Origin of the sequence: uncultured Roseobacter sp., from assembly GCF_947492555.1 — a bacterium.
Lineage (GTDB): Bacteria > Pseudomonadota > Alphaproteobacteria > Rhodobacterales > Rhodobacteraceae > Roseobacter.
Genome location: NZ_CANLNE010000001.1, coordinates 1162343 through 1189071, shown reverse-complemented (window position 1 = coordinate 1189071; position 26729 = coordinate 1162343). Strand labels below are relative to the sequence as shown.

Genomic DNA, 26729 nt, shown 5'->3' with positions numbered 1-26729 from the left:
GCAGCCGGAAAGCGCGCCATGACAGATATGATCGCCTACGAACGCCACGGCAATATAGCCGTTCTGCGCCTCCAAAACCCGCCGGTCAATGCGCTAAGCCACGCCGTGCGCAGCGGGTTGATGTACTGCATGGACAAGGCCGAAAGTGATCCAGAGGTGCGTGCGGTACTGCTGGTCGGGGCGGGGCGGGCCTTCATCGCCGGGGCCGACATCAAGGAGTTCGGCAAGCCGCCGCTTGAGCCGCATCTGCCCGATCTGTGCAACCGGATCGAGGCATCGCCGCTGCTGGTGGTCGCCTCCCTGCACGGGGTCAGCCTTGGGGGTGGGTTGGAGGTGGCGCTCTCGGCCCACTACCGTATCGCCCAACCGGGCGCCCGCGTGGGGTTGCCGGAGGTGCATCTGGGGTTGATCCCCGGTGCAGGTGGCACCCAGCGCCTGCCGCGATTGACCGGAGCAGAGGCCGCCATCGAGGCCATCACCACCGGGCGTCATATCCCGGCGAAAGAGGCTGCAGCGCTTGGTATCATCGACCAGGTTGAGGAAGGTGATCCACAAACCGTGGGTCTGGCCTATGCAGGGTCGTTGCTGGCCTCCGGGGCAGAGAGGCGGCCCGTCAGTGAAATGCCCGCCCCGGATGCCATCGACTGGGATGCCACCTATTCTGCGGTTTTAAAGAAAGGTCGTGGCCAGCTTTCCCCCGCACAGGCGGTGCGCGCGGTGCAGGCCAGTGCCGAGCAGCCCTTTGCCGAAGGGCTGCAAACCGAGCGTCAGATGTTCCGCGATCTGATGGAAACGGATCAGCGGCAGGGCATGATCCACGCCTTTTTCTCTGAACGCGCCGTGAGCAACCTGCCGGAGCTAAAGGGTATCGATCCCCGCCGCCTTGAGAAAATCGGCGTGATCGGCGGCGGCACCATGGGCGCAGGCATCGCGACGGCGGGTCTGTTGAGCGGCCTGTCTGTAACGTTGATCGAGATGGCGCAGGCGGCGGCGGAGGCGGCGCGGGACAGGATTGCGGGGAACCTCGCCGGTGCGCTGAAGCGCGGCAAGATCACGGCAGAGGCACATGACAGCCTTCTGAGCGACCGTCTTCATATTGCTACCCAATATGATGCGCTGAGTGATGCGGATCTGGTGATCGAGGCCGTTTTTGAAGACATGGCGGTCAAGAAATCTGTTTTCGGGCAGCTTGACGCCGTCTGTAAACCCGGTGCGGTGCTGGCGACCAATACGTCCTATCTGGACATCGACGAGATTGCCGCCAGCACCTCGCGGCCCGGTGACGTGATTGGCCTGCATTTCTTTTCGCCCGCGCATGTCATGAAGCTGCTGGAGGTGGTGGTGCCGGAGCAGACCTCTGTGGATGTGGTGGCCACTGGTTTCGCACTGGGCAAGAAGCTGGGCAAGATCGCCGTGCGATCGGGCGTTTGCGATGGCTTCATCGGCAACCGCATCATGCGCGCCTACCGGATGGCGGCGGATCACATGGTGCTGGAGGGCGCGACCCCCTTCGAGATCGACACGGCGCTGACCGATTTCGGCTTTGCCATGGGGCCGTTTGCGGTGTCCGATCTCGCCGGGCTCGACATTGCCTGGGCCATGCGCAAGCGTCTGGCCGCCACCCGTGACCCGCGTGAACGGGTGGGGCGCTATCCGGACAAGCTTTGTGAAGCGGGACACTTCGGGCGGAAATCAGGCAAAGGGTTTTACCTCTATGATGCGAACCAAAGGGGCAGAACGCCCAACCCCGAGGTGCTCGACCTGATCGCGGCGGAACGCGCCGACCGTGACATCACCCCGCGCAGCTTTACCGCAGAGGAGATCCAGCGCCGCTACATGGCGGCCATGGTCAATGAGGCCGCGCGGATTGTAGGCGAAGGCATCGCCCGCCGTCCGCTTGACGTCGATATGGTACTTCTCTTTGGTTATGGATTTCCGCGCTACTACGGCGGGCCGCTGAAATGGGCCGATCTTCAGGGATTGGATGCTTTGCTGGCGGATATCGACAGGTTTGCGCGCGAGGATGACTTCTTTTGGCGACCTGCACCGCTCTTGCAGAAACTGGTGGCCGAAGGTCGGACATTCGAGGATTTGAACAAGACTGGCTGAGGCCGAAGACGCAGTTACACGTAAGTGCCGCTGGCCGCCTCACGAATGGCGCGGATGTTCTCACCGTAAGGTGCCGGATCGTTGACCGATCCACCACGAAACACGGCAGAGCCCGCAACCAGCACATCCGCCCCGGCCTTTGCCACCAGAGGTGCCGTGCTCGGGTCAACACCGCCATCGATCTCGATATGTACCGGGCGATCCCCGATCATGCGGCGCAATGCGCGGATCTTGTCCGACATGTCGATGAATTTCTGCCCGCCAAAGCCGGGGTTCACGGTCATTACGCAGATCAGATCCACACTGTCGAGAAGCTCTGACACCGCGCTTGCCGGTGTGCCGGGGTTCAGCGCCACACCCGCCTTGGCCCCCGCCCCGCGAATGGCCTGCAGCGTACGGTGAATGTGAGGACCCGCCTCGACATGGGCGGTGATCACATCCGCGCCCGCCTGAGCAAAAGCGTCGATGTAAGGGTCAACCGGCGCGATCATCAGATGCACGTCCATCACGCCTTTGATGTGTGGGCGGATCGCGGCGCAGGTGGCCGGGCCAAAGGTGATATTGGGCACGAAATGCCCGTCCATCACGTCTACATGTACCCAATCGGCGCCCTGCTCTTCGATGGCTTCGCATTCCGCCCCGAAATTGGCAAAATCCGCAGCAAGGATCGACGGGGCAATTTTGATGGATCGGTCGAAAGACATGAGTGCGGCACCTTTTGCATCGGGAAGGGACATGCGCGCTATACCGGGGCGGACGGGCGCGAAGCAAGAGCGTTCGGTGCTTGCAGCCGGGGCGGTGTCAGGTAATTGTTGGTCAAAGGGCCGGTGGGCCGTTTGAATTCCAGGGAGGATCAGATGCCGAATTTCAATCGTCGCGACGCTATGGGCGTCCTGGGGGCGGCCACGGCCGTTGGTCTGGCGGCACCGGCCTATGCCGCGGGCCGCAAGATTACCGTTGGCGCGCTGCGGTTTACCAGCCATTCAGGCAGCTTCATCGCCTATGAACGCAACTACTTTGCCGATGCGGGTCTGGATGTGGAGCTGAAGTTCTTTCAGGCGGCGCAACCAATGGCCGTCGCCATTGCGAGCGGAGATGTGGACTACGCGGTCACCGCGATTTCCGGTGGTCTTGTGTCCTTGGCTGACAAGGGTGCGATCAAGGTGATTGGCGGCGCGCTGTCGGAAGAGCCGGGGATCGACGGGCAGAAGATCCTGGCCAGCGATGCCGCCTTTCAGGCCGGGCTGACCTCTCCCGCGGCGCTGGACGGCAAGAGCTTTGGCATGTCTACGGCGGGCTCGTCCTTTCACTATATGGGCGCCAAAGTTGCGGCGGCGGAGGGCGTGTCCATGTCCTTCAAACCGCTGCAAAAGGTTGGTGCGATCATCGGCGCGCTGAAATCCGGGCAGATTGATGCCTGGTCCATCGTGCCGCATATTGCCAAGCCGCTCGCCGGGTCGGGCGCGGTCCACATCATCGGCAACATCGCGGATTACCTGCCGAATTATCAAGTTACCACCGTCTTCACCTCGGCCAGCAATGCAGCGGATGAGCGCGAGATGACACAGGACTATCTGGCCGCCTATTCCAAAGGCGTGGCAGAGTACAATGCCACCATGATTGCCAAAGAGAGCGGTCAGGACGGTATTGATGGCATGGTCGACCTGATCCACAAATACGTCTACACCGACCGCCCGCGGGAAAAGGCGGCACCGTCGATCATCAATGGCACCATGCGTCTGAACGAAGGGGCAGCGTTGAACGTGGCCTCCGTACGCGATCAGCTGGAATGGTTCCAGTCCGAAGGGCTGGTGGATGCAGATATCACTCTGGATACCCTGCTGGATACCTCCTTTGTCGAGACAGTAGGCAGCTAGGGCAGATGGAACTGCGCCTGCGCGGGGTTGGTCACAGCTATGGTGCCCGCGCAGTGCTGCGCGGCATTGATCTCGACATCCCGGCAGGTCAAATCGTTTGCATTGTGGGCCCGTCGGGCTGCGGCAAATCCACGTTGCTGAGGATGATGGGCGGGTTGGAAGAACCCGACGAGGGCGAGGTGTTGCAGGTGGGCGAGGCCCCGAAGCAGTGCCTCAACCCGCTGACGTACATCTTTCAGGACTTTGCCTTGCTGCCCTGGCGAACAGTTGCCGGGAACGTCTCTCTCGTGCTGGAAGACCATGGGATCAGCCGGGCAGATGCTCGCGAGAGAATCGAAAATGTGCTGGGGCGCACCCGCCTTACCGAGTTCGCGGGGGCATTGCCGCGGCAGCTTTCAGGTGGGATGAAACAGCGGGTGGCGATTGCGCGCGCGCTGGTCGTCAATCCAGCCGTGATGCTGATGGACGAGCCGCTCTCCGCGCTGGATAGCCAGACACGCGAATTGCTGATGGATGATCTGATCAGTCTGTGGATAAGGACCCCTTTTACAGCAGTTTATGTGACACACAATCTGGCCGAAGCCGTCAGATTGGGGCACCGGATCGTGGTGCTGTCGCGCCGCCCCGGTGAGGTTCGAGAGGTGGTCACGTTGGATAAACCGCTTGAGGCTCGCGCCTATGGCGACGCAGATCTGGAGGTACAGCAGAAACACCTCTGGGAATTGATGCGGGCGGAAGCAGCTGCTGCAGATGCGGAACTGATCGGTGGATAACCCGGTCAAAAAAGTCGTATTTAGGGGGGGAGGTTTTGCGCCGGTGACGCGCCGTTGGGTCGGATTCACAGTGTTTCTGGTCCTGTTGCTGGCTGTTGAATGGGGCACGCGCACCGGGGTGATCTCGCCGCTTACGCTACCCAAGCCAAGCGATGTTTTGCAAACATTTGCAGAGCTTTACAGCTCGGGGCTCTTGTTCCAGCACCTCTTGCCCTCTCTGTCCCGGCTGGCGGTCGGTGCCGCCCTGGGTGCGTCTTTGGGGATTGGTGTGGGTCTTTTGATGGGATTGTTCTCTTTCATCCGCGCCGGATTGGTGCCTTTGGTGGCTGCAATCTTCCCGATTCCCAAGATTGCCCTGCTGCCGCTCTTTGTGATCTGGTTCGGGATCGACGAAGGCAGTAAATATGCGTTGATCGCCTTTGGTACCTTCACCCCGACCGTCGTGGCCACATATGCGGCTGTGGATAACGTGGACCGGATGCTCATCCGTATGGGACAGAGTTTTGGGCTGAGTTGGCTCAGTATCGTGCGCAAGATTGTCCTCCCCGGTGCCATGCCAGGCATTCTTGCGGGGCTCCGGATTTCGCTGGCGATTGCGATCATCCTGCTGGTTGCGGCGGAGATGCTGGGCGCGGAATATGGGATCGGTGCCTATATTCTTGAGGCGGGGTCGCTCTATGATCTGGAACGGCTTTTTGCAGGCGTTGTGATCCTTTCGGTTTTGGGTGTTCTGGTCAGCGCCGTCATCGGCGCCATCGAAAAGCGCGTGTTAAATTGGCGCAGTTAGGGGGATGTCGTCGGTGCCGCCAAGGCGGTTTGACGAAACTGAGGCGGGTGAAAGCCACTTCCCCGCGACGTCGTTTCCATGCTCTTGCGCACAAGGCAACGTGAACACTCGCCTATGGCCTTGCGCGAGTATCCATGAGAGCAGTGGGAATCACGAACTATAGAACGGAGAAGTGCCCCATGCTGATGCCACGCCAGAAAACCCCCGACCTTGAGCTCCCCATTCTTGGTGGGGGCACATTCAACCTGTCAGAAGAGGCCTCTGAACGGGGCACGGTTGTCTGTTTTTACCGGGGGCTGCATTGCCCGCTCTGCGCGACCTATCTGAAAGAGCTGGAAAAACGAACGCCGGAATTTGCGGAACGTGGCGTGAAGACGATCGCGATCAGCAGCGATGGTGAAGAGCGCACACAGGCAATGGCGGAAAAGATCGAGGCGAAAGAGCTGCGGTTCGGCTATGATCTGTCACTGAGCAAGGCCAAGGAATGGGGGCTCTACATCTCTACTTCGCGCGGTAAAACGTCGATCGGGATCGAAGAGCCCGCGCTTTTTTCCGAGCCGGGGCTGTTCATGGTGACACCGCAGCAGACGCTTTACTACGGGTCGGTGCAGACGATGCCATTTGTGCGCCCGCATTTCTCGGAACTGGTGGGTGCGTTGGACTTTGCAATAAGCAATGACTATCCGGCGCGGGGCGAATACGCCGGCGCGGTCTGACAGATGACGGTTCTGATCGGGCGATTGGTCAGAACCGTACTTTTGGGGAAAGGCGCGGCTGGCGCCGCAAGACATATCCCGGGCAAATCCTGAGCGGATTGGCCCGGTGTTGGCACTTCGCGTCGCCTTTCATGCCTCACCAGAGAGCTCAGCCACCATCTGATCCCGCATGATGAACTTTTGCGGCTTGCCGGTGACCGTCATCGGCAGCTCGGATCTGACGCGGATATGCGTGGGTGTTTTGAAGTGGGCGATGTTTTCCTTGCAGAAGTCCCGTATCGTTTTCGGTGACGCCGTGGCACCTCCGTGCAGGACCACCCAGGCGCAGACGATTTCCCCCAAGGTGTCATCGGGGATGCCGAAAACCTGCGCTTGAGCGATATCCGGATGCGTGTAGAGGAATTCCTCTATTTCCCGTGGGTAGATGTTTTCGCCCCCGCGCAGGATCATGTCCTTGACGCGACCGGTGATGCTGCAATAGCCCTCCGCATCCAGAGTGGCGAGGTCTCCGGTATGCATCCAGCCCTCGGCATCGATGCTCTGAGAGGTTTTTTCATCCTCTCCCCAATAGCCTTTCATCACCGAATAGCCGCGGGTCAATAGCTCTCCCTGATGTCCGGTGGGCACTGTGTGGCCTTCTGCATCGACGAGGCGGACCTCGACATGCGGATGGATGCGGCCCACCGAGGAGACCCGCTTGTCCAGCGGATCGTCCACGTTGCTTTGGAAGGAAACAGGGGAGGTTTCGGTCATGCCATAGGCGATGGTCACGCCGGTCATATGCATCTGCGATTGTACCTGTTTCATAATTTCGCGCGGGCAGGGCGCGCCGGCCATGATGCCCGTCCGCAGGGTGCTGAGATCGTAGCGGTCGAAGTCGGGCAGGGCGAGTTCGTTCACAAACATCGTGGGCACGCCGAAGAGGGCCGTGCAGCCTTCCTCCGAGACGGCTTGCAGAGTTTCCCTCGCATCAAAGCCCTCGCCGGGGACCACGATGGTGGCGCCTTTGGTGACGCAGCCCAAGGTGCCCATCACCATGCCAAAGCAGTGATAAAACGGCACGGGGATGCAGAGCTTGTCGCGTTCCGTCAGCGCGAGGGTTTGCGTGACGAAATGCGCGTTGTTGACGATGTTATGATGCGTGAGGCTGGCGCCTTTTGGACTGCCGGTGGTGCCGGAGGTGAACTGAATGTTGATGACATCCTGCGGGTCGAGACGGGCACTTATGGCGTCGAGGTCGGCTGTGCTGGCATTGTCTGCTCTGCACAGCGCGTTAAAACTGTGCATCCCTTCCGGGATGTCCTGCCCCATCACGATGACATGGCGCAGATGCGGCAGCTTGGCGGCGCGCAGGAGACCCGTGGTCTGGCCCAGTTCAGGGGCAAGCTTTTGCAGCATGCCGGTGTAGTCCGAGGATTTGAAGGCGCGGGCCGTGATCAACGCCCGGCAGCCGACCTTGTTCAGGGCGAACTCGAGCTCCGACAGGCGGTAAGCAGGATTGATGCACACCAGCACGGCCCCGATGCGGGCGGTGGCGAATTGGGTGAGCAGCCATTCATAGCGGTTTGGCGACCAGATGCCGACGCGGTCGCCCTGGCTGATCCCCAGATCAAGCAGCCCGGCGGCACAACGGTCTACCTCTCGGTTGAGATCACTATAGCTCCATCGGATCTCCTGAGCGCGGAAGATGGCCGCGGGATGGTCCGGGAGCCGCGCGGTCGTTTGCGCCAGCATATCAGGCAAGGTCATGTTCAGAAGAGGCGCGGATGTGTCGCCGATCACATGGGACATCCCCTTGCGCGGTCGTCGATTGTGCCTGCTCATATCTGTGCCTCCCGACGCATCTCTAGGTGAATTTACGGAAGAGTTTGGTTTGGTCAAACATGTCTTCCAGCGTTTGCATCCGGTCCTTGGTATCGGCCCAGGACAGGTCCTGCACCGCCGCGATGACCGTCTCGACCAACAGCAATGTGGTGGCGGCGGAATCCCAGGCCGAGGGCACAACGATCCGGCTGGAGAAACAGATATCGGCGAGGCTGTGGATGGGGGACCGCCACTGATCGGTAAAGAGAATGATCCGCGCCCCCCGTGCCCGGGCAATTTCCGCCAGCTTGAGGGTATTGCTCTCGTACCGACGCACGTCGAAGATCGCGAAAGTGTCGCCCTCCTTCACGTCCAGCAGGTAATGCGGCCAGGCGTTGGAGGTGGACTGGATATGGATCACCTCCGGGCGGATCATCTGCATGTGCAGAAAGAGATATTCCGCCAGCGTGTGGGTGATCCGTCCGCCGACGATGTGCAGCCGCGAACTGGTGTCGGCCAGTTGTGCGCAGGCTGCATCGAAGTCATTGGTGTCGATCTGGGCCAGCGAATGGCGGATGTTCTGGGTTACCGCCTCGGTAAAACGGTTCAGCATGTGGCCTTCCGGCGCACCCTCGGCCCAGGTGTCATGTTTGGCGATGGGGCCGCTGACCTTCGCCTTCAATTCCTCGCGCAGATCGGCCTGAAACTCCGGATACCCTTTGAACCCCAGCTTCTGCACCATCCGCGCCACGGTCGGGGTCGAGACATCGGCATCCTTGGCCAGGGTCGCAATCGGGCCAAGCCCTGAGGCAGGGTAGTTTTCCAGGATCGCATGGGCCAGCTGTCGCTCGGCACGGGTCAGGGTTTCAAGCCGGGCCTGAATGCGGTCTGCGATGGTGAGATTGGCGTCATCCAAATCGGGTGCCTTCTTTTTGATGGATTTTTTTACAGATCATAGAGAACTGAAAGAATAGTTTCATTATTCTGTTGACAGAATCCCGATCCGGCAAGAAGTTTATGCGAAACGGGGGTCGAATGACGAAACCAGGCGCAGCGCAACAGGAGGATGTACCGGTGCATGTACTACATGCAGATGGTGCGTCCGGTACCGTATTGGTCTGCGAACACGCCAGCGCCTTCTTCCCGCCGGAACTGAACGCGCTGGGGCTGCCGCCTGACATGCAAAAGGGCCACGCAGCTTGGGATCCCGGCGCACTGGCGGTTGCGCGCAGGATGTCGGAACGCCTTGATGCGCCTCTTGTGGCAGGCGCAGTGTCGCGGCTGATCTATGATTGCAACCGTCCGCCTGAAGCCGCCTCCGCCATTCTGGACCAGAGCGAGGGCCGCGACATTCCGGGCAACATCGGGTTGAGCGGGGCGGACCGGGCGGACCGTGTTGTGCGTTATTATCTGCCGTTCGAGGCCGCGGTGCGCGACACCATGGATGCAGCGAACGCGCGGGTTCTGGTAACCGTACACAGTTTCACGCCGATTTTCATGAGGCAAACCCGCGACGTGGAAATCGGTATCCTGCATGACAGCGACACGCGGCTTGCGGACGCCATGCTCAGCACAGCGATCCGGCACACGGCGCTGCACGTCCAGCGGAATGCGCCCTATGGACCCGAGGACGGCGTAACGCATACGCTGAAACTGCACGGGCAGAGCCGCGGCATCCCCAATGTGATGCTTGAGATCCGGAATGATCTGATCGCCACCACGCAACAGCAGCAGGACGTGGCGGAAATGCTTGCCGGTTGGGTCGCCCAGGCGCTTGCGGCACTGGAGGCGGCAGCATGAGGCGCGTGGCCGCTTTCTATGTCCGCTGGGTGGATGCGGTGAACTACCGGATCGGGCGCATCATGATGTACGGTATCTTTGTCATGATGGCGATCCTGCTGTGGTCGTCGATCTCCAAGACCTTCTTTCTGCCGACCCTCTGGACGCTGGAAATGGCGCAATTTGCGATGGTGGCCTATTACATCACCGGTGGGCCTTACGCGATGCAGCTGGGCGCCAATGTGCGCATGGATCTCTTCTATCACAACTGGTCGGTGGCGAAGAAAGCGTGGTTCGACGCCTTCACCGTGCTGCTGCTGATCTTTTATCTGGGCATCCTGCTCTATGGCGCGCTGGGGTCGACCGCCTATTCGCTGGGGTATTGGGGGCAGGAGCCGCTGACCTACTTCGCCGGACTTCTGACCGGGTCGGAGGAGGTCGGACGGTTGGAGCGCTCCAGCACCGCGTGGCGACCCTATATCTGGCCGATCAAGGCGGTCATGATCGCGGGGTTCTTCCTGATGCTGCTGCAGGCGATCTCCGAGCTGATCAAGGATATTGCGACATTGCGCGAGGTTGATCTCGATGTCGTATGAGATGATCGCGATCCTGATGTTCGCCTCGATGATGCTGATGCTGATGACCGGTCAGCGGGTGTTCGGTGCCATCGGCGGCGTGGCGGCGATTGCAGCGGTGCTGCTCTGGACGCCGGGCGGGGTTAACATCCCGTTTTCCTCCGCCATGAAGCTGATGAAATGGTATCCGCTGCTGACGCTGCCGATGTTCATTTTCATGGGCTACGTGCTGTCGGAATCGAAGATCGCGGATGACCTCTACAAGATGTTTCATGTCTGGATGGGGCCGGTCTCGGGTGGGCTGGCCATTGGGACCATCGGGCTGATGGTGCTGGTCTCCGCCATGAACGGATTGAGTGTCGCGGGCATGGCCATCGGGGCGACCATCGCGCTGCCGGAACTGCTGCGGCGCGGTTATGACAAACGCATGGTGACAGGGGTCATTCAGGCGGGGTCGAGTTTGGGTATTTTGGTGCCGCCCTCGGTGGTGCTGGTACTCTACGCGATGATTGCCCGGCAGCCGGTGGGGCAATTGTGGCTGGCTGGTGTTGTGCCCGGGCTGATGATGGCGGCGGCGTTCATTCTCTATATCTACCTGCGCTGCAAGGCGAACCCTGCGCTGGGCCCCGTGTTGCCACCCGAAGAGCGGACGGTGCCGATGGCCGAGAAACTGCGGCTGCTGCGCGCTGGTCTGCTACCTATCGTGATCTTCATGGCGATGATGGTGCCGTTTGTGAACGGCTGGACCAGCCTCGTGGAAAGCTCAGCCATCGGCGCGCTGACCGCGTTCATGGCAGCCGTACTGAAAGGGCGGATGAACAAGGAGGTGTTCGAAACCTCCGTGCGCCAGACGCTGGCGATCTCCTGCATGTTCATGTGGATTATTCTCGCCGCCCTCGGGTTTGGTGCGGTTTTTGACGGTCTGGGTGCGGTCAAAGCCATCGATCAGTTGTTTACGGAACAGTTGGGCCTGAACCCCTGGATGATCCTGATCCTGATGCAGCTGTCATTTCTGCTGATGGGCACCTTCCTTGATGATACCGCGATGCTGGTGATTGTGGCGCCCCTCTACGTGCCACTTGTCGCTGCTCTGGGATTTGATCTGATCTGGTACGGCGTGCTCTACACGATCACCACACAGATCGCCTATATGACGCCGCCCTTTGGCTATAACCTCTTTTTGATGCGGGCGATGGCCCCGCCCGAGATCACGCTCAAGGACATCTACGGCTCGATCCTGCCCTTCGTGATCGTGATGATTGGATGCCTCGCGTTGATCATGACCTTCCCGCAGATCGCCCTGTGGCTGCCGGAGTATGTTTACGGAAAATAATCAAGACCCCGGCTGACCGGGGCATTCACCTCAACAAGGAGTAAGACCATGACAACAAGACGTAAGTTTCTGACCAGCGCCGCAGCCGGGGCCGCAGCAGCGCCGCTGGCCGCACCGGCACTGGCGCAATCGACAATCAAATGGCGGATGCAGACCTATGCAGGTCCGGCGTTGGCCGAGCATGTGATCAAACCAGCCATCGACAGCTTCAACAAGATCGCCGGTGACCGGATGCAGATCGAGCTTTTCTTTGCCGATCAACTGGTGCCCACGGGGGAGCTCTTCCGCGCGATGCAGAACGGCACCATCGACGCGGTGCAATCCGATGACGACTCCATGGCCTCACCCACCGAAGTCACCGTTTTTGGCGGCTATTTCCCCTTCGCCTCGCGCTATTCACTCGATGTGCCGGTGCTCTTCAACCAATACGGGCTGAACGAGATATGGGACGAGCAGTACTCCGCCGTCGGTGTAAAGCACATCTCGGCGGGTGCCTGGGACCCGTGCCACTTCGCCACCAAGGACCCGATCCGCAGCCTCGAAGACCTCAAGGGCAAACGGGTCTTCACCTTCCCCACCGCGGGCCGGTTCCTGACGCAATTCGGTGTGGTCCCGGTGACCCTGCCGTGGGAAGACATCGAAGTCGCCGTGCAAACCGGCGAGCTCGACGGCATCGCCTGGTCGGGTATCACCGAAGATTACACCGTGGGCTGGGCGGATGTGACCAACTACTTCCTGACCAACAACATCTCCGGCGCGTGGGCGGGCTCGTTCTTTGCCAATATGGAAAGCTACAATGCGCTGCCGCCGGATCTGCAGGAACTGCTCAAGGTCTGCATGGACCAGTCGCATTATTATCGCCAGTGGTGGTACTGGGGCGGCGAGGCCAACCTGCGGGTGAACGGCACCAAGATGGAGCTGACCTCGATCCCCGATGCGGAATGGCAGCAGGTTGAGGACGCGGCGCTCAAGTTCTGGGACGAGATCGCAGCCGAGAGCGAGATCAAGGCCAAGGTCGTGGACATCTTCAAGAAGTACAACGCCGATATGGTCAAGGCCGGACGGCCCTATCGCTATACTTAAACGAACCGGGGGCGGTGCAGTCCGCCCCCGACCTCTCTAAAAATGGAACATCCCATGGCTGGCACTCTGAGCTTTGAGCAGTTGAAATCACAGGTGGCGGAGGGCACGGTCGACACCGTTCTTGTTTGCTTCGTGGACATGCAGGGACGGCTGATGGGCAAGCGGTTCCACGCGGCGAACTTTATCGAGCATTCCCACGCTGAAACCCATTGCTGCAACTATCTGCTCGCCACCGATCTGGAGATGGCTACACCCGATGGCTACGCAAGTACCTCGTGGCAAGCGGGTTACGGCGACTATGTGATGCAACCTGATCTCAGCACGATCCGACCGGTGCCGTGGCTGGAGGGCACGGCCATGGTGCTTTGCGATATCCTCGATCATCACACCCATGCACCGGTGCCACATGACCCGCGCGCAATACTGAAACAGCAGGTCGCGCGCCTGGAAGAGATGGGCCTGACGGCCATGATGGCGACAGAATTGGAGTTCTTCCTTTTCGAGAAAAGCTATGACGAGATCCGCAAGTCCGGTTTCCGCGATCTGGCGCCGATCAGCGGTTATAACGAAGATTACCACATCCTGCAGACCACCAAGGAAGAAGGGATCATGCGGCCCCTGCGCAATCACCTCTACGCGGCGGGCATCCCGGTGGAAAACACCAAGGGCGAGGCGGAGACTGGGCAGGAGGAGTTGAACATCCGATACGCCGCAGCGCTGGATTGCGCCGATCACCACACGATTGCGAAACATGCCGTCAAGGAGATCGCATGGGCACGCGGCCATGCCGCCAGCTTCCTGCCGAAGTGGGCGGCGGATAAGGTCGGCAGTTCTTCTCACGTGCATCAGTCGCTATGGCAGGGCGACACCCCAGCGTTTTATGACACCAGCGGTGACCTTGGCATGTCTGAGCTGATGCAGCACTACATGGCCGGGCTCATTGCCTATGCGCCCGACTATACGTTCTTCCTCGCGCCTTACGTGAACAGCTACAAGCGGTTCGCCAAGGGCACCTTTGCGCCGACGAAAACCGTCTGGTCGGTTGACAATCGCACGGCGGGCTTCCGCCTTTGCGGCGATGGCACGAAAGGCGTGCGCGTGGAATGCCGCATCGGCGGGTCGGACCTGAACCCCTATCTGGCGCAGGCAGCCATGCTGGCCGCTGGCATCAAGGGGATCGAGGACAAGATGACGCTGGCCCCGCCGACCAAGGGTGACGTGTACGAAGACGCAAAAGCCGCCGATATCCCACAGACATTGCGCGCGGCGACAGAGACCCTGCGCGGCTCGGCGATGCTGCGCGCGGCCATGGGAAACGATGTAATCGACCACTACACCCGCTGCGCAGAGTGGGAGCAGGAAGAATTTGATCGCGCTGTGACCGATTGGGAAATCGCACGCGGCTTTGAAAGGGCCTGAGCCATGACCATCACCTGTATCTCCCCAATCGATGGATCGATCTACGCGACCCGGCCCGTGCTGAACGAATTTGAGGCTGCCGAAGCCGTGGCCAAAGGCAAGGCGGCGCAGGCGGATTGGGCGGCGCGACCCTTGCAGGACCGGATCGATCTCGTGCTGAGAGGCGTTGCCAATGTCGGCGCGATGAACGACGAGATCGTGCCGGAGCTCGCGTGGCAGATGGGACGCCCGGTGCGCTATGGTGGTGAGTTTGGCGGATTCGACGAGCGCAGCCAATACATGGCCGGGATTGCGCAGGAGGCGCTGGCGCCCATGGCGCTGGAGGAGAGCGATGCTTTTCTACGCATGATCAAGCGGGTGCCCCATGGCCTGGTTCTGGTCGTGGCACCCTGGAACTACCCTTACATGACCGCCATTAACACGGTGGCCCCGGCGCTGATCGCGGGCAATGCGGTGATGCTGAAACACGCCAGCCAGACGCCGCTGGTGGGGGAGCGCATGGCGCGTGCGTTCCATGCGGCGGGCGTTCCGGAAGACGTTTTCCAGAACGTATTTCTGGATCACCGGACCACGTCAGCGCTGATCGCGGATCGTGCCTTTGGGTTTGTAAACTTCACCGGCTCGGTTGGTGGCGGCAAGGCAATGGAGGCTTCGGCGTCGGGTACCTTTACGGGTCTTGGGCTGGAACTGGGCGGCAAGGATCCGGGCTACGTCATGGAGGACGCCGATGTCGACGCGGCGGCCGAGACGCTGATCGACGCGGCGATGTTCAACTCTGGCCAATGCTGCTGCGGGATCGAGCGGATTTATGTGGCTGAAGCGCTTTTCTCTCAGTTTGTGGATAAAGCCGTCTCAATTGTCGAAAACTACAAGCTCGGCAATCCGCTGGACCACGAGACAACGCTCGGACCCATGGCGCAGGTCCGCTTTGCCGATGAGGTGCGGGCGCAGACTGAGGAAGCGTTAGCAGCGGGGGCCAAGGCTCTGATCCGTAAGAGCCTTTTCCCGGAAGACGGTGGCGCCTATCTCATGCCGCAGATCCTGGTGGATGTGGATCATTCCATGCGCGTCATGCGCGATGAAAGCTTTGGTCCGGTTGTGGGTATCATGGCCGTCAAAGATGACGCTGAAGCGGTCCGGCTGATGAACGACAGCGCCTACGGGTTGACCGCGTCGCTGTGGACGCCCGATGTCGCGCGCGCCCAGGCCATTGGTGATGCGATCGAGACGGGCACCGTTTTCATGAACCGCGCCGATTACCTCGATCCGGGCTTGTGCTGGACCGGGTGCAAGGATACCGGACGGGGCGGTGGGCTGTCGGTCATTGGCTATCACAATCTGACACGCCCCAAATCATACCACCTCAAGAAGGCCTGATCCGATGACGTTGACTGCAAACTGGTCCTACCCCACCGCGATCCGTTTTGGTGCGGGACGCATTTCCGAGATTGCCGAGGCCTGTGTGGCAGCAGGGATCACCAAGCCGCTGCTTGTCACCGACAAGGGGTTGGCGGATTTGCCGATCACCCAGAACACGCTGGAACTGTTGACCACTGCGGGCCTAGGTCGCGCGATGTTCTCGGATGTGGATCCAAACCCGACCGAGAAGAACGCCGAAGAGGGCGTGCGCGTGTTCCGCGAGGGTGGGCATGACGGCGTTGTGGCTTTCGGTGGCGGCTCGGGGCTCGACCTCGGTAAGGTGATTGCCTTCATGGCCGGTCAGACCCGACCTTTATGGGATTTCGAGGACATTGGCGATTGGTGGACACGCGCCGATGCAGACGCGATTGCCCCCATCGTAGCGGTGCCGACCACGGCAGGAACGGGCTCGGAAGTGGGGCGTGCCAGCGTCATCACCAATTCAGAGACTCATGAGAAGAAAATCATCTTCCACCCGAAAATTCTGCCCTCAGTTGTGATCTGCGATCCTGAGCTGACGGTGGGCATGCCGCCCGCAATCACGGCGGGGACGGGCATGGACGCCTTTGCCCACTGTCTGGAGGCCTATTGCTCGCCTCACTATCACCCGATGAGTCAAGGCATGGCACTGGAGGGCATGCGGCTGGTTAAGGACAACCTGCTGATGGCCTATGAAGACGGCACGAACCTGACAGCGCGGGCGCATATGATGTCCGCCGCTGCCATGGGGGCGACGGCCTTCCAGAAGGGGCTCGGCGCGATCCACGCCCTGTCGCATCCGATTGGCGCTGTACATCATACCCACCACGGCACGACAAACGCGGTGGTCATGCAACAGGTGCTGATGTTCAACCGCCCGAAGGTGCGCAAGCATCTGGCACGGGCGGCCAACTACCTGAGCATTTCGGGGGGCTTTGACGGCTTCCATCGCTTTGTGGGTGAAATGAACGCAAAGTTGAATATTCCCAAGAACCTGACCGATCTTGGTGTAAAAGACCCGGATCTTGACGCGCTTGTGGCATCTGCGCTGCAGGACCCAAGTGTCGGCGGAAACCCGGTGAAGATGACGGTCAAGAACACCACTGAACTGCTGGAGGCGTGCTTCTGATCCTCAGCCGTACCAGATGGCGCGGCGGATCAGGTTCAGACCCATAAACACAAAAACGATCAGAAGGGCATTGCGAAAGGCGATGCCCGAGAGGCGTTTGCGAAAGACCTCTCCCATGCTGAACCCGATCAGTGTGGGGAGCAACATCGCCGCAGACACCCCGGCAAGCGGACCAGTCATGAAGCCCAGCTGGATATAGGCGAGGCAAAGCGGCAGGCTGCCCACGAAAATCAGAAACCCGGTGGCCCGCACGAATTCGTCTTTATCCACCTGCTTGGTTGCCAGATACATCGCAAGCGGTGCGCCCCAGCCAGCCGTCATGCCACCGACGACACCGGCCAGCAGCCCGAACCCGATCTGTGCCGTCCGGTCAAAGCGTGCGGGCAGGGGGGGCACCAACCCGCGCCAGGACACGGCAACGAAAAACAGGATGACGAACCCCAAAATGGCCAGCAGCGCCCGGTCGCCGGTTTCTTGCGTGGCAAAGGCCGTCGCGGTTACGCCCACCAGCAGCACGACGGCAAAGACCGCATAGCGGCGCATGGTGCGCGCCAGTTCCCCGGCGCGATAGACCTGCCAGGCGTTTGACCCGATCATCGGAAACAGGACAAGCGCAATGGCCGTGCGCGGGTCCAGCAGCAGCGTCATTAGGGCAATGGCTGCAGTAGGCATGCCGATCCCGGCCAACCCCTTGACGGCTCCGGCAAAAAGAAAGGCGGCGCTCGCCACAAAGAGGGTCGTGATGTAGTCCAAGGGGGCTGGTCCTGCTGTGGCATTAGGCGCCCGCACAGGTCACTTGAAACGTCACCGGGTGTCAATTGCGCCTTTGCCGCGTTGTCGCCCGCCCGTCGCTGTGACAGGCTGCCTGCGATATCCCATCGTCGTGAAGGAGCCGACCCATGTCCCCACTGAAGACCAGCTCTGCGCAAATGGTCGCAGACGCCCGTGCCCGCATTGAAGAGATCGAGACCAAGGATCTGATCGCAATGGTGGATGATCCGGATGTCGTTATCGTCGATATGCGCGACGTGCGCGAACGGCAGCGCAGCGGGTTCATCCCGGGCAGCTTTCATGCGCCGCGCGGCATGATCGAATTCTGGGTCGACCCGCAAAGCCCTTATTTCAAAGAGATATTCGGGCAGGATAAGAAATTTGTCTTTCACTGCGCGTCGGGTTGGCGGTCTGCGCTGACCACGGCGACGCTCCAGGATATGGGGTTCGAGGCGGCCCATTTAAAAGAAGGTTTTTCCACCTGGGCGGAGCAGGGCGGCCCGGTCGAGAAAGAGCCACCCAAAGACTGAACAGCCTGCCGACCTCTTTCAGGCACCGCGTACCGGCTGCGCGTTTCGTCGCACAGCCCCTGAATTTCAGGCTTCTGAAACTACCTATGTCGCATCAGAGGCAATTCTGACGTTAGAAAGAGGTCATTCCTGTGGACACGCTGCTTTTGTCCCGCATCCAGTTCGGGGCCAATATCTCGTTTCATATCCTTTTCCCGACGATCACCATCGCCTTGGGTTGGATGCTGCTGTTCTTCAAACTGCGCTTTAGCGTGACGGGAGAGCGGAAGTGGATGGACGCCTACATGTTCTGGGTGAAGATCTTTGCCCTGTCATTTGCGATGGGCGTCGTGTCCGGCATCACCATGTCCTTCCAGTTCGGCACCAATTGGCCCGGGTTCATGGAAACCGTGGGCAATGTCGCGGGGCCGCTGCTGGCCTATGAGGTGATCACGGCCTTTTTCCTAGAGGCTGTGTTTCTCGGCATCATGCTCTTTGGCGCCTCGCGGGTGAAGCCGTGGGTGCATACGCTGGCGACCTTCCTCGTGGCCTTTGGCACCACGATGTCAGCCTTCTGGATCATCGTGCTGAACTCCTGGATGCACACGCCGCAGGGGTATGAACTGCGCGATGGCGTGGTCTTTGCCACCGACTGGTGGGCCATCGTCTTCAACCCGTCGATGCCATACCGCTTGATCCATATGCTGCTCGCCTCCGGCCTCACCGTGGCCTTCCTGATTGCGGGTATCTCCGCGTTGAGGCTGCTCTGGGGCGACCGGGCCGAGAGCGTGAAGACGACCCTGCGCGTGGGCATCATCGCGGCGGCGGGTCTGATCCCGTTGCAAATTCTGGCGGGGGATTTCCACGGTCTCAATACTTTGGAGCATCAACCTGCAAAAGTGGCCGCGATGGAAGGCAACTGGGACACCGGACCGAACATCCCGCTGGTGCTTTTTGCCATTCCGGATGAAGAGGCGCGTGAGAACCGGTTTGAAATCGGCATCCCGAACGGCGCGTCCCTGATCCTGAAACACAAAGTGGATGGTGTGGTGCCGGGTCTCAACGATTTCGTCGCAGAGGATGGCACGCCATTGCACCCGCGTGTGACGCCGGTGTTCTTCAGCTTCCGCATCATGGTGGCCACCGGTATGGCGATGCTCGCGCTCTCCTGGGCGGGCCTCTACCTGCTGCGCCGCTACGGGGCGGGCGCGATGCCTGACGTGCCGCTTTATGCCTTCGCTGCCATGAGTTTCAGCGGCTGGATTGCCACTCTTGCGGGCTGGTACACCACTGAAATTGGCCGTCAGCCTTGGTTGGTGCAGGGTGTGCTCAGCACAAAGGACGCGGTCAGCGATGTGCCCTCCGGCATGGTGCTGAGCACGTTGATTGGCTACCTCGTGATCTACGCAGTTCTGATCGTGGCCTACATTGGTGTGATCACCTACCTGGCACGCAAGGCCTCGCGCGGCGAGCCCCTGTCGTCTCGCGTTTATCCACGCAGCGGCGAGGCTGAAGTTGCCGCCCTGCATGCGGGAGAATAGCGATGACTTACTTCGGAGACCCCGCCATCTGGCTGCCATGGACTTTCGCGGCGCTGATGGGCCTGTCCATCCTGATCTACGTGATCCTGGATGGGTTCGACCTTGGTGTTGGCCTGCTCATGCCGCTGGCGGAAGAGCGGGAGAAAGACCGCCTCGTCGCCTCCATCGGGCCCTTCTGGGATGCAAATGAGACATGGCTGGTACTGGCCATCGGTCTCTTGCTGGTGGCTTTCCCGCCCGCCCATGGGATCATCCTGACATCGCTCTACCTGCCTGTTTTCATAATGCTTGTCGGGCTGATCCTGCGCGGTGTGTCCTTTGAATTCCGCGCCAAGGCTCCCCTGTCGCAGAAAAAGCGCTGGAACGCGGCGTTCTTTATCGGGTCCCTGATGGCGTCGATGAGCCAGGGATTCATGCTGGGCATGTACGTCATGGGGCTGACCTGGACGCTGAGTCATGTTGCGTTTGCCCTGCTCACCGCGGTCTTTCTGACCGTCGGATACAGTTTTATCGGGGCTGCATGGCTGATCGCCAAGACGGAAGGCGCGTTGCAGACCCGTGCGGTTGGCTGGGCCAAGGGCGGTATCTGGGGCCTGATCCTTGGGATCGGTGCGATTTCCGTCGCCACCCCCTTTGTCAGCCCGCGCATCTTCGATAAGTGGTTCAGCCTGCCGGAATTCCTGTATCTCTCGCCGATGCCGATCCTCTCTGGAGCTCTGGTGCTCTACCTCTTCTGGCGCATCCACAAGCTGCCGCAGGTCGGGGACAAGACCGCCTGGAGCCCGTTTGCGGCGGCGATGGCGCTCTTTGCGCTGGCTTTTGCGGGGATGGCCTATTCGTTCTACCCGTATGTGGTGCCCGAACAGATCACGATCTACGACGCCGCCGCTGCGCCGGAAAGCCTGTTCATCATCCTGATCGGGACGCTTTTCGTGCTGCCAGCCATTCTGGGGTATACGGCGCTGTCCTACTATATCTTCCGCGGCAAGGCGACGGAGTTGCGGTACGATTAGACTGAGCGCGGCGTAGCGACTTGGACCGGTGCCACCTCTGATGTTCAGTGCCAAGAGATGCTTTGTCTTTTTCGCGCAGGGTCTTAGGATCGCGCGGCAACGACAGCGGATTGAACGGCATGCATACGGAAATATTTGGGCATCTCGACGGTCACGCAGTTGAGGCCGTTACCCTCTCCAATGGCGGTCTTCAGGCACGGCTGATCACCTTCGGCGCACGGCTCACGGAGCTGTGGGTGGCTGATCATAAGGGCGATCTGGCTGACGTCGTTCTGGGCTTCGACCATCTTGAAAACTATGTCGCGTCGGACGCATTCTTTGGGGCCACCTGCGGGCAATATGCCAACCGGATTGCAGGTGCCCGGTGCGAGATTGAAGGCCAAGACATTCAACTCGACGCGAATGAGGGCGCCAACCACCTGCACGGTGGTGTGGCAGGGTTTGATCGCAAGATCTGGCGGATCGCCGCGCTCGACGACACCAGCGTGACCTTTTCGGCCACCTCCGAAGAGGGCGAGATGGGCTTTCCGGGACGCTCCAACCTGACAAGTCGCTATCATCTGACCCCGGAGGGCGCGCTTGAGATCGAGATGACGGCGGATACCGACAGAACCACGCTGGTCAACATGGTGCATCACTCGTATTTCAACCTGTCCGGTCAGGGCACCGGGTCTGTGCTCGACCACAAATTGCAGATTGATGCCGGGTTCTACACGCCAGTGGACGATGCGCTGCTGGCCACGGGCGAAATTCTATCCGTTGCGGATACGCCGTTTGATTTTCGTGCCGGCAAGCGCATTGGACAGGATATCTCGGCGCTTTGTCCGTCGTCTGAAGGCGGCGGATATGACCACAACTGGTGTCTGGCGACGCCACGCGACCCGGTAGCGGCCAGCGCCACAGTGCACGACCCGGTGTCCGGGCGCAGCCTGCAGATCAGCACGACCGAGCCCGGACTGCAGGTCTACACCGGAGGATACCTGCATGAGCGGATGTCCGGCAAAAACGGAACGTCGCTGTGCAAATTCGCGGGCATCGCCATGGAGACGCAGAAGTTTCCCGGCTCTCCGACCTTTGCGCATTTTCCGGATTGCCTGTTGCGCCCGGGCGAGACCTATCGCCACAAGATGCGGTTCCAGTTCACAGCTGACGCGCCGTCGCGCTGAGCTGCAACGGACAGGCACGCACGCCGTCACAGCGGGAACAGGCTCAAATCCGACCAGTCATTAAATCGCAGCACCGGCCCGTCGGTCGGAATTTCCGCATTCAGATAGCCTTCGGTGAACAGACCGAAATCCACCCCCGCGGCCTGCGCCGTCGCGTAGTCAACGGCACTGTCGCCCACGTAAAGGGTTTGCGCCGGAGACTGACCCAGCGCATCCATGCATTTCCGTAGTGACGCGGGATCGGGCTTTTTGGGTTGGTCGGGCATCGCCCCAACGATTGAACTTAGGAAGGGCGACAGTCCCAGCACCTCGCAGATATGATGCGCGGGGGCGGTTGGCTTGTTGGTGCAGAGACCAAGCGTCACACCCGCCTCCGCAAGATGCTCGAGTTGCTGCAGCACGCCCGGATAGGGCCGCGTCAGGGCGACGCCATTCGCCTCATAGACAGTCAGGAACCGGGACAGCGTCGCCTTATGCATGTCATCGTCGGTGCCGCCAGTTGCCATGAGACTGCGATGGATCAGAACTTCGACCCCGTTGCCGACAAATGAGATGATGGTCGCCAGATCAAGCGGCCCCCGCCCCAGCGGCCCCAAGGCCGCGTTCACGGCCACCTGCATGTCGGGGGCGCTGTGCACCAGCGTGCCGTCTAGATCGAAGATGAGTGCGGTCTTTTGGGTCATACGTCCGCATATCCCGGAACCGCTCAGGATGCCAAGCGCGGAAGGGGGAGGGTGCGCAGGCGAAGTGTTCGCTGCGCACCCGGATCATCAGGTCAGCACGCGGCGCAGCTGTGGCAGTCTCGACAGGATGAACACATCCAGCGCCAGCACTGTCAGCAGGGCAATGCCTGCCATCGGGAAGGCCATCGACACGCCGAGACCCACAAGCACCGCGCCCTGCCAGAGCGGCAGTTCACGCGGAAAGGGCGGGGCGGCGAGACGGTTTGCGCCCGCCGGGCGGCGTTTCCACCACAGGACAACCGAGCTGATACATAGAAACAGGACGCTCAGGCAGACCACGGTGTTGGCGAGCACGCTCCAGAGGCCAAGGGTGCCCATGTGCAGCGCAATCCCCACCGCCATCGCTTTGCCCGCCAGCGAATAATCTTCATACCGCACGTCGGCGAGGATGTTGCCCGTGTACTGGTCGATATGTACCGTGCGGTCCGAAGTTGGATCGGTGCTGTCGGTGCTCATTGAATCGCGGCTGATCGTCCAGACGCCGGTTGCCGATTGCGGCAGGTTCAGCTGATAGCGTGCGTCAAATCCGATCTCGCGCGCCAACGAATCCACGGTGTCGAGCGTCACAAGAGGACCGGTGACACCAGCCACACCCGCCGCGCTGCCGGACACGGGCATTGGCGTCAGTTCCAGCGCCCAAGGCACTTCGCGGCGGGCATGGTTCATGCTGGCGTGGGTGTCATCGGACAGCGGTACGGCATCCCATTTCTCGGCTGGGAACTGGCTCCAGGCTTGAACCATCTTGCCACCCCAGATGCCCGCCCAGGACAGACCGGAGATCAGGAAAAACACCAGGATGAGTGAGATCCAGATGCCGACAACGCCATGCAGGGATTTCCACAAACCGCGCCCACGGGCCAGGGTAGGCAGCAAAGCTGTGCGCCATCCGGTGCCCCGGGGCCACCACATGTAAAGCCCGGTTGCGATCAGCACCATGGCAAGTGAGGCGGCGGTTTCCAGCATGCGGTCGCCGGTCACGCCCAGCATCAGGTTGCCGTGCAGGTTATCGGCAAAATCATACCAGCCACTGCGTCGCGGGAAGGTGTCGATCACGGTCGCGGTATAGGGATCAACGGCGACCATCGTGGCCGCATCGCCGTAATCAACGCGGAAGAGAGCGGCCACATCCGGTGTCCGGGGGGCAACATATTGGATCAGCGTGCCGCCGGGAACAGCCTGAATCGCCGCGTCGGCCTGTACCGAAATCGCGGAGACCGCGTCTTGTGGCACAACGCCCGTGCGTTCGCCGTCCCGCCCGTCAATCCAGGCAATCCACAGCATTGCCATGCCGGTCAGGGCGAGCATGGTCAGAAACGGGATAACGAACAGCCCGGCGTAGAAATGCCAGCGCCATGCGGCGAAGTAGAGTTTGTTTGCGCCGGTATCCAGTGGCGCATTGGTATCGAGTGTGGTCATGGGATGCTCCAAGCCTAATGGCCCGCGCGGGGCGGGGGTGTGATCTCAAGAAAGGGTGAAAGATCAGGCTTGGGGTGGCGCGCGCGTCAGCCGGGCAGGGTCGAGAGGTTTCGCGTGATGATACAGCTGCGCAATGACGCGCATGCGTTGGGTGATGACCGGGATTTCGCGTTGTGCTGTCGACGCATGGGGCGGGCAGGCGACGGTGTCCACCAGACGGCAGGCCTCGCAGTTCTGGCTTGGTCCCGGAGTGCCGCCCGTGAGACCGCAAAGCTCTTCAAGCGTGCCGCCTGCGTCGAGAAAGGCGAGCAGATCGGGATCCATCGGCGGCTGTGATGAACGATGCGCAAAGCCAACCGCTGTCATCGCCACGAGCAGAGTTGCCGTGAGACAAAGCTTGGCAAAGAGGCGGAACACGGCGGGCATGAATTCCCTCTATTGCAGAAGCGGGCATGGCGCCAGAAAAAGTTCAGGATCGCGAAAGGGGACCGCAGGCGCTTTGTTGATGATTGCAGAGGTCAGGCTGGCATCAAGTCGCAAATTGCCGCGCGGGTGATTGTATCGGCGAGGATTTAGTGTTCGCCATCCTCCATCGGCAGAGGGCTACAGGGGGGGTGTCGGTTCGAAGGGACAACACCTGGCGGCCTGAGATATCGTCGGGGCACCCGTATCCATTCAAGGGCAATGCTTGTCCAAGTGGCGTCAGAGGGCCGTGCGCAGCTGATGGCCCGGCGCGAAGATCAGCCTGACTTTGGTGACCGAGGCGGCGTGATCCCATGTGAGCCGGTCGATGACAAAAACCGCGGCTTGCAGCGGGCAGCCCAAAAGCCGGGCCTCCTCTTTTGTCGCGGCAGCAGCGGAAAAAGCGATCTCGCCGTGGGTATAGGGGGCATTTGCCAGCAACCATTCGTTGCCGCTGATCGTCTCGAAACCTTCGTTCACGGCTGTCGGCACTGTCGCGGTATTGATCCAGCGATCTTCGACCGCATAGGGCGCGTCATTGGCAAGGTGCAGGGCGCTGAGGTGCAACATGCGTGTCGTCATCGGGACCTGCAATGCGCCGCTGACCTGCGCGGGCGGCTCTTGCAGGCTGCGTGAGATCAACTGGTAGCCATATTTTTGCCCGCGCGCTTCGATCTCCTGCCGGATCAGGGAGATATCGATGGTCGCTTTGGCCACGGGCTGCAATGCAACGCGTGTGCCCGCCTTGCGACGTCGGTCCAGCAGTCCGCTTTCCGCCACGGTCCGAAGGGCACGGTTCACCGTCGCCCGCGCACAGCCGAACTCTTCGGCAAGGTCCGCTTCGTTGGGGATCAGATCACCGGGCTTCCATTCCCGCGCGTGAATGCGCCGCAGCACCTCTTCCTGTACGGTCTGCCAGTTCCGGAAGGCGGGTCTATTCACAATGCGTCTCTCAACTCAACCTGTGTGCGGCGATAGGCGCCCAGAATGCTCTGGCGGTGCACATGTCGCCCCTCTTTTACCATCTGTCGCCCGGCCGACCAGACATCTGTGACCAGACGGTCATCGCCCGCAAAAAACCATGTGTCCAGAATGGCGTCACCCGCGCGACCGTTCAGGTGAACCGAACGGGCATCGAGTGCCAGCATATCCGCCAGCGCGCCTTCTTCCAGTCGCCCGGTTTCACGCCCCGTTGCCCGAGCGCCCCCCTGCAAGATCTGATCAAAGATGTGCCGCCCGGTAGAACGGATCGGCGTGGCCAGCGCAGCGCGGCTGTGATCGCGCAGGCGCTGGGTGTACTCCAACATCCGGATCTCCTCACTCAAGGAAATTCGGATGTTGCTGTCGGAACCGATGGCCATTTTGCCCTGCGCCTGCAGCCAGCCCGCAGCGTCGAAAATACCATCCCCCAGATTGCTTTCGGTGATCGGGCAGAGGCCCGCCACCGCGCCTGTCCTTGCCAATGCGGCGGTTTCGTTAGGGTTCATCTGCGTGCAATGGATCAGGCACCAACGATCATCAATATCCATGTTTTGCAGCGCCCATTCGACCGGGCGCGCCCCCCAATGGGCTCGGACCTCTTCAACTTCGGCCAGTTGCTCGGCCAAGTGCATGTGAATTGGTCCCTGAGGGAAGAAGGATGCGTAGTTTTGCAGATCCCGCGCGCCGACCGCGCGCAAGGAATGCGGTGCCACGCCGATAGAAGCATCTGCCGGCAGGTGTTCCAGGGCGTCCTTTGCCCCGCCGCACAGCCGCTGGAACCGATCAAGATCGTTGCCGAAACGGATTTGTCCGCTGGTCAGCGCGCGCCCATCGCACCCGCCAAACTGATAGTGGACCGGCAAAAGGCACAATCCGATGCCGGACTGGGCGGCTGCGGCGATGATACGCTCGGACATTTCCGCCAGATTTGCATAGGGCGCGCCACCCGGTTGATGATGCAGATAGTGAAATTCGGCGCTTGTCGCGTAACCGGCCTCCAGCATCTCCATCTGCACGAAAGCGGTGATTGCTTCGACGTGCCACGGGGTCAGCCGATCCAGAAAGCGGAACATCAACTGGCGCCATGTCCAGAAACTGTCCCGGGCATCGGGCCCTTGTGTCTCGGTCAATCCCGCCATGGCACGCTGAAACGCATGGGAATGCACGTTGACCGGGGCTGGTAGCAAAATACCGACTTGCAGGCCTTGGGCGCGCGCATTTGGCACAATCTCTGAAAAGGTCCCCGCATCGGTGACTGAAACGAGGACATCCTGCGCCCAGCCGCTGGGAAGAAGCGCCTGTTGCGCCCAGATTTGCTGCATGTGTGTCTCGCTTGACAGGGTTAT

At 60.8% G+C, this 26729-nt stretch carries 25 protein-coding genes; 16 read left to right on the top strand and 9 right to left on the bottom strand.

Going from position 1 to position 26729, the window contains the following annotated elements:
* Nucleotides 1-18 precede the first annotated feature (18 nt).
* Nucleotides 19-2109 (top strand): 3-hydroxyacyl-CoA dehydrogenase NAD-binding domain-containing protein, encoded by a 2091-nt coding sequence (locus tag Q1A07_RS05770; RefSeq protein ID WP_299778605.1) that lies wholly within the window; start codon nucleotides 19-21, stop codon nucleotides 2107-2109.
* Between the two features lie 14 nt (nucleotides 2110-2123).
* Here the strand turns inward: Q1A07_RS05770 and rpe are convergent, their stop codons facing one another.
* Nucleotides 2124-2813 (bottom strand): ribulose-phosphate 3-epimerase, encoded by a 690-nt coding sequence (gene rpe, locus Q1A07_RS05765; protein WP_299779198.1) that lies wholly within the window; start codon nucleotides 2811-2813, stop codon nucleotides 2124-2126.
* A 153-nt stretch (nucleotides 2814-2966) separates the two neighbouring features.
* On the opposite strand from rpe, the gene Q1A07_RS05760 reads away from it, so the two are divergent.
* From Q1A07_RS05760 to Q1A07_RS05745, 4 genes are all read left to right on the top strand, one after another.
* The gene (locus Q1A07_RS05760; protein ID WP_299778603.1) at nucleotides 2967-3986 is read left to right on the top strand and encodes an ABC transporter substrate-binding protein; all 1020 of its coding nucleotides are present in this window, start codon (nucleotides 2967-2969) and stop codon (nucleotides 3984-3986) included.
* Between the two features lie 5 nt (nucleotides 3987-3991).
* Nucleotides 3992-4759 (top strand): ABC transporter ATP-binding protein, encoded by a 768-nt coding sequence (locus tag Q1A07_RS05755; RefSeq protein ID WP_299778601.1) that lies wholly within the window; start codon nucleotides 3992-3994, stop codon nucleotides 4757-4759.
* 43 nt (nucleotides 4760-4802) lie between these two features.
* Nucleotides 4803-5546 carry an ABC transporter permease gene (locus Q1A07_RS05750; RefSeq protein WP_299778599.1) on the top strand — a complete coding sequence of 248 codons (744 nt, stop codon included), beginning with the start codon at nucleotides 4803-4805 and terminating at the stop codon, nucleotides 5544-5546.
* Between the two features lie 179 nt (nucleotides 5547-5725).
* Complete coding sequence (locus Q1A07_RS05745) at nucleotides 5726-6262, top strand: peroxiredoxin-like family protein (protein WP_299778597.1); 537 nt, start codon at nucleotides 5726-5728, stop codon at nucleotides 6260-6262.
* A gap of 129 nt (nucleotides 6263-6391) precedes the next feature.
* On the opposite strand, the gene Q1A07_RS05740 is transcribed toward Q1A07_RS05745, so the two are convergent.
* Both Q1A07_RS05740 and Q1A07_RS05735 read right to left on the bottom strand, forming a co-directional pair.
* The gene (locus Q1A07_RS05740; protein WP_299778595.1) at nucleotides 6392-8086 is read right to left on the bottom strand and encodes an AMP-binding protein; all 1695 of its coding nucleotides are present in this window, start codon (nucleotides 8084-8086) and stop codon (nucleotides 6392-6394) included.
* Between the two features lie 22 nt (nucleotides 8087-8108).
* A complete protein-coding gene (locus Q1A07_RS05735) occupies nucleotides 8109-8981 on the bottom strand; it encodes a MurR/RpiR family transcriptional regulator (RefSeq protein ID WP_299778593.1) in 873 nt (290 codons plus the stop codon).
* A gap of 119 nt (nucleotides 8982-9100) precedes the next feature.
* On the opposite strand from Q1A07_RS05735, the gene Q1A07_RS05730 reads away from it, so the two are divergent.
* From Q1A07_RS05730 to Q1A07_RS05700, 7 genes are read left to right on the top strand one after another with little or no spacing between them, the layout of a single operon-like run.
* A complete protein-coding gene (locus Q1A07_RS05730; protein WP_299778591.1) occupies nucleotides 9101-9865 on the top strand; it encodes an N-formylglutamate amidohydrolase in 765 nt (254 codons plus the stop codon).
* Entirely contained in the window at nucleotides 9862-10440 is a 579-nt protein-coding gene (locus Q1A07_RS05725) for a TRAP transporter small permease subunit (RefSeq protein WP_299778589.1), read from the top strand. Before Q1A07_RS05730 ends, Q1A07_RS05725 begins: the two co-directional genes overlap by 4 nt.
* Nucleotides 10430-11752, top strand: a complete 1323-nt coding sequence (locus Q1A07_RS05720) for a TRAP transporter large permease subunit (protein WP_299778587.1) — start codon at nucleotides 10430-10432, stop codon at nucleotides 11750-11752. Before Q1A07_RS05725 ends, Q1A07_RS05720 begins: the two co-directional genes overlap by 11 nt.
* Before the next feature lie 48 nt (nucleotides 11753-11800).
* Nucleotides 11801-12835 (top strand): TRAP transporter substrate-binding protein, encoded by a 1035-nt coding sequence (locus tag Q1A07_RS05715; protein WP_299778585.1) that lies wholly within the window; start codon nucleotides 11801-11803, stop codon nucleotides 12833-12835.
* 54 nt (nucleotides 12836-12889) lie between these two features.
* The gene (locus Q1A07_RS05710) at nucleotides 12890-14254 is read left to right on the top strand and encodes a glutamine synthetase family protein (RefSeq protein ID WP_299778583.1); all 1365 of its coding nucleotides are present in this window, start codon (nucleotides 12890-12892) and stop codon (nucleotides 14252-14254) included.
* A gap of 3 nt (nucleotides 14255-14257) precedes the next feature.
* Entirely contained in the window at nucleotides 14258-15631 is a 1374-nt protein-coding gene (locus tag Q1A07_RS05705; RefSeq protein WP_299778581.1) for an aldehyde dehydrogenase family protein, read from the top strand.
* Between the two features lie 4 nt (nucleotides 15632-15635).
* The gene (locus tag Q1A07_RS05700; protein ID WP_299778579.1) at nucleotides 15636-16781 is read left to right on the top strand and encodes an iron-containing alcohol dehydrogenase; all 1146 of its coding nucleotides are present in this window, start codon (nucleotides 15636-15638) and stop codon (nucleotides 16779-16781) included.
* A 3-nt stretch (nucleotides 16782-16784) separates the two neighbouring features.
* Here the strand turns inward: Q1A07_RS05700 and Q1A07_RS05695 are convergent, their stop codons facing one another.
* Nucleotides 16785-17534 (bottom strand): sulfite exporter TauE/SafE family protein, encoded by a 750-nt coding sequence (locus Q1A07_RS05695; protein WP_299778577.1) that lies wholly within the window; start codon nucleotides 17532-17534, stop codon nucleotides 16785-16787.
* Nucleotides 17535-17680: 146 nt separating this feature from the next.
* On the opposite strand from Q1A07_RS05695, the gene Q1A07_RS05690 reads away from it, so the two are divergent.
* The 4 genes from Q1A07_RS05690 to Q1A07_RS05675 all read left to right on the top strand — a co-directional run bounded on the left by Q1A07_RS05690 (nucleotide 17681) and on the right by Q1A07_RS05675 (nucleotide 21781).
* Nucleotides 17681-18082, top strand: a complete 402-nt coding sequence (locus Q1A07_RS05690; RefSeq protein ID WP_299778575.1) for a rhodanese-like domain-containing protein — start codon at nucleotides 17681-17683, stop codon at nucleotides 18080-18082.
* A gap of 131 nt (nucleotides 18083-18213) precedes the next feature.
* Complete coding sequence (locus tag Q1A07_RS05685; RefSeq protein ID WP_299778573.1) at nucleotides 18214-19602, top strand: cytochrome ubiquinol oxidase subunit I; 1389 nt, start codon at nucleotides 18214-18216, stop codon at nucleotides 19600-19602.
* Between the two features lie 2 nt (nucleotides 19603-19604).
* Complete coding sequence (locus tag Q1A07_RS05680) at nucleotides 19605-20615, top strand: cytochrome d ubiquinol oxidase subunit II (RefSeq protein WP_299778571.1); 1011 nt, start codon at nucleotides 19605-19607, stop codon at nucleotides 20613-20615.
* A 119-nt stretch (nucleotides 20616-20734) separates the two neighbouring features.
* Nucleotides 20735-21781 (top strand): aldose epimerase family protein, encoded by a 1047-nt coding sequence (locus Q1A07_RS05675; RefSeq protein WP_299778569.1) that lies wholly within the window; start codon nucleotides 20735-20737, stop codon nucleotides 21779-21781.
* 26 nt (nucleotides 21782-21807) lie between these two features.
* On the opposite strand, the gene gph is transcribed toward Q1A07_RS05675, so the two are convergent.
* The 5 genes from gph to Q1A07_RS05650 form a co-directional block, all read right to left on the bottom strand.
* Nucleotides 21808-22464: a phosphoglycolate phosphatase gene (gene gph / locus Q1A07_RS05670; protein WP_299778567.1), complete on the bottom strand. Its 657-nt coding sequence runs from the start codon at nucleotides 22462-22464 to the stop codon at nucleotides 21808-21810.
* Nucleotides 22465-22551: 87 nt separating this feature from the next.
* On the bottom strand, nucleotides 22552-23940 hold the full coding sequence (locus tag Q1A07_RS05665; RefSeq protein WP_299778565.1) for a PepSY domain-containing protein: 1389 nt from the start codon (nucleotides 23938-23940) through the stop codon (nucleotides 22552-22554).
* A gap of 63 nt (nucleotides 23941-24003) precedes the next feature.
* Nucleotides 24004-24366, bottom strand: a complete 363-nt coding sequence (locus Q1A07_RS05660; RefSeq protein WP_299778563.1) for a hypothetical protein — start codon at nucleotides 24364-24366, stop codon at nucleotides 24004-24006.
* A gap of 276 nt (nucleotides 24367-24642) precedes the next feature.
* Nucleotides 24643-25344, bottom strand: a complete 702-nt coding sequence (locus tag Q1A07_RS05655; RefSeq protein ID WP_299778561.1) for a GntR family transcriptional regulator — start codon at nucleotides 25342-25344, stop codon at nucleotides 24643-24645.
* Nucleotides 25341-26705, bottom strand: coding sequence for a formimidoylglutamate deiminase (locus Q1A07_RS05650; RefSeq protein WP_299778559.1), 1365 nt, complete (start codon nucleotides 26703-26705; stop codon nucleotides 25341-25343). The genes Q1A07_RS05655 and Q1A07_RS05650 overlap by 4 nt, the downstream gene beginning before the upstream one ends.
* Nucleotides 26706-26729 lie beyond the last annotated feature (24 nt).

Coding starts and splice junctions, on each gene's coding strand:
- Q1A07_RS05710 (WP_299778583.1), top strand. CDS start 12,890: ATGGCTGGCACTCTGAGCTTTGAGCAGTTGAAATCACAGGTGGCGGAG.
- Q1A07_RS05675 (WP_299778569.1), top strand. CDS start 20,735: ATGCATACGGAAATATTTGGGCATCTCGACGGTCACGCAGTTGAGGCC.
- Q1A07_RS05715 (WP_299778585.1), top strand. CDS start 11,801: ATGACAACAAGACGTAAGTTTCTGACCAGCGCCGCAGCCGGGGCCGCA.
- Q1A07_RS05760 (WP_299778603.1), top strand. CDS start 2,967: ATGCCGAATTTCAATCGTCGCGACGCTATGGGCGTCCTGGGGGCGGCC.
- Q1A07_RS05650 (WP_299778559.1), bottom strand. CDS start 26,705: ATGCAGCAAATCTGGGCGCAACAGGCGCTTCTTCCCAGCGGCTGGGCG.
- Q1A07_RS05690 (WP_299778575.1), top strand. CDS start 17,681: ATGTCCCCACTGAAGACCAGCTCTGCGCAAATGGTCGCAGACGCCCGT.
- Q1A07_RS05725 (WP_299778589.1), top strand. CDS start 9,862: ATGAGGCGCGTGGCCGCTTTCTATGTCCGCTGGGTGGATGCGGTGAAC.
- Q1A07_RS05705 (WP_299778581.1), top strand. CDS start 14,258: ATGACCATCACCTGTATCTCCCCAATCGATGGATCGATCTACGCGACC.
- rpe (WP_299779198.1), bottom strand. CDS start 2,813: ATGTCTTTCGACCGATCCATCAAAATTGCCCCGTCGATCCTTGCTGCG.
- Q1A07_RS05755 (WP_299778601.1), top strand. CDS start 3,992: ATGGAACTGCGCCTGCGCGGGGTTGGTCACAGCTATGGTGCCCGCGCA.
- Q1A07_RS05660 (WP_299778563.1), bottom strand. CDS start 24,366: ATGCCCGCCGTGTTCCGCCTCTTTGCCAAGCTTTGTCTCACGGCAACT.
- Q1A07_RS05665 (WP_299778565.1), bottom strand. CDS start 23,940: ATGACCACACTCGATACCAATGCGCCACTGGATACCGGCGCAAACAAA.
- Q1A07_RS05745 (WP_299778597.1), top strand. CDS start 5,726: ATGCTGATGCCACGCCAGAAAACCCCCGACCTTGAGCTCCCCATTCTT.
- Q1A07_RS05720 (WP_299778587.1), top strand. CDS start 10,430: ATGTCGTATGAGATGATCGCGATCCTGATGTTCGCCTCGATGATGCTG.
- Q1A07_RS05680 (WP_299778571.1), top strand. CDS start 19,605: ATGACTTACTTCGGAGACCCCGCCATCTGGCTGCCATGGACTTTCGCG.
- Q1A07_RS05740 (WP_299778595.1), bottom strand. CDS start 8,086: ATGAGCAGGCACAATCGACGACCGCGCAAGGGGATGTCCCATGTGATC.
- Q1A07_RS05770 (WP_299778605.1), top strand. CDS start 19: ATGACAGATATGATCGCCTACGAACGCCACGGCAATATAGCCGTTCTG.
- Q1A07_RS05700 (WP_299778579.1), top strand. CDS start 15,636: ATGACGTTGACTGCAAACTGGTCCTACCCCACCGCGATCCGTTTTGGT.
- gph (WP_299778567.1), bottom strand. CDS start 22,464: ATGACCCAAAAGACCGCACTCATCTTCGATCTAGACGGCACGCTGGTG.
- Q1A07_RS05730 (WP_299778591.1), top strand. CDS start 9,101: ATGACGAAACCAGGCGCAGCGCAACAGGAGGATGTACCGGTGCATGTA.